The sequence below is a fragment of the Wenzhouxiangella indolica genome (assembly GCF_042310355.1).
Taxonomy (GTDB): domain Bacteria; phylum Pseudomonadota; class Gammaproteobacteria; order Xanthomonadales; family Wenzhouxiangellaceae; genus Wenzhouxiangella.
Window position 1 is genome coordinate 1 of the sequence record NZ_JBHJMR010000034.1, and the last position, 1,930, is coordinate 1,930.

1 protein-coding gene is annotated in these 1,930 nt (G+C 60.3%); it reads left to right on the plus strand.

The genetic code is table 11. The features are described 5' to 3' along the window. Positions 1-580: 580 nt before the first annotated feature. Positions 581-1,843 (plus strand): group II intron reverse transcriptase/maturase, encoded by a 1,263-nt coding sequence (gene ltrA / locus ACDC67_RS15865; RefSeq protein WP_376694611.1) that lies wholly within the window; start codon positions 581-583, stop codon positions 1,841-1,843. Positions 1,844-1,930: the final 87 nt, after the last annotated feature.

Sequence of the window (1,930 nt, forward strand, 5' to 3'; positions counted from 1 at the left end):
CCCCCTCTGTCAGGATAGTTGTGTGTGCCGCAGCAATGCGGTTTCGGTCGGCGAGAGCTGACCGGGCAGCATGAGAAGCTGCCGAAGTGATGGCGGAACCGACCCGCCGGAGTCTGTCTGCAGGGACCGGCTTCAAACCGCCCTCGTGCGGCATTGGCTGAAGACCGTTGTCGTGAGCGTCGGGGGAGAAGGCGCATCCATGTGGTGTGTCAGGTATGGATCGAGAAGACGAGTGCAAACGAATCACTACTGACGTGTCGAAACTGATCAGGCGACATCAAAACCGGAGACGACAACTATCTCCGGGACAAATCCACCGGAAGCCTGCTGACTGGGTGGGTGGTGTCCGGCATAGAAGTGGCGTGATCTCGATCTGGGCGCTTCGGCGGAACTGCGGGAACTCAAGTCGTGATGCCAAGGGAGACTGCCAAGTGAAACAAAACAAGGCACTGAGTACCGATGCACGGCTTGAGGACGGACCGGCCCGTAAGAGCGATGAGGTGGCTGCAATGGCTGCGGAGCAAAGGGGCCGGGTTGTTCCAGTCGACCCGATGGCCAACTCCCTCGGGAGGATGAACCCTTGACGTCGACAAAACCGTTTGTGATTCCAAAGCGGCTGATATGGGAAGCCTATCGCCGCGTGAAGGCCAACCGCGGTGCAGCGGGGGTCGATGCGGTTTCCATCGAGCAGTTTGATGAAAACCGGAATGGCAATCTCTACCGGATCTGGAACCGGTTGTCCTCAGGCAGTTACTTTCCGCCTGCGGTCAAAGCCGTCCCGATCCCCAAGAAGTCTGGTGGAGAACGGATGCTGGGTGTACCGACCGTCAGCGATCGGATCGCCCAGACTGTCGTCGTCCTGGCCCTGGAACCTGACTTGGAACGGGTGTTTCACCCCGACTCCTATGGCTACCGGCCGGGTCGCTCGGCCCACGATGCACTTGCAGTGACTCGCCAGCGCTGCTGGCGCCGTGACTGGGTGCTGGAGTACGACATCCGCGGGCTGTTTGACAACATCGATCATGCGTTGCTGCTGCGGGCCCTTCGTCATCATTGTCAGGAGCGATGGATGCTCCTCCATGTGGAACGCTGGCTGACCGCGCCGATGCAGCGCGCTGACGGAACAGTGATTGCGAGAACGGTCGGTACACCTCAGGGTGGGCCGCTTTCGCCGTTGCTCGCCAACCTGTTCCTGCACTATGCGCTGGATCACTGGTTGGCCACGCATCACCCGGAGATCGAGTTTTGTCGCTACGCTGATGATGGCATTTTGCATTGTCGCAGCGAGGCCGAGGCGCTGCAGATGCGCGAGCATCTGGCGTCTCGGCTTCAACGCTGTGGGCTTGAACTGCACCCGGACAAGACCCGGGTGGTCTACTGCAAGGACAGCAAACGTCCGGGGAAGTATCCGGTCATTCAGTTTGACTTCCTTGGCTACACGTTCAAGCCCCGGCGGATCAGGTTACGCGATGGCACTTTGCAGACGGGCTTTACCCCGGCGGTGAGCCGGGCGGCCTTGACAGCGATGCGCCAACGACTGCGTGACAGCGGGGTGTTCCGGTACAGCCAGCATGATCTTCAAGCACTGGCTGACTGGACGGCACCTCGCCTGCGTGGCTGGATGCGGTACTACTGCCGTTTCAGGGGTTCGGAGTTCCAGCCCTTGGCAGACTACGTTGACAGCCTGATCGTCCGTTGGGCAATGCGGAAATACAAGCGCCTGAGAGGGCACAAGACTCGCGCTTTTGCATGGTTGGATCGACAAAAGCGTCGATCTCCATCGCTGTTTGCTCACTGGAGCGGCCGCGGCGAGTTTGTGGTTGGAGCAACAAGAGCCCGGTGAGTCGAGAGGCTCACGCCGGGTTCTGTGAGCGGCCGAGGGGGCAGTTCCCTCGGCCGACTCGACCGCCTCCTCTAAAATGGTCTCTAA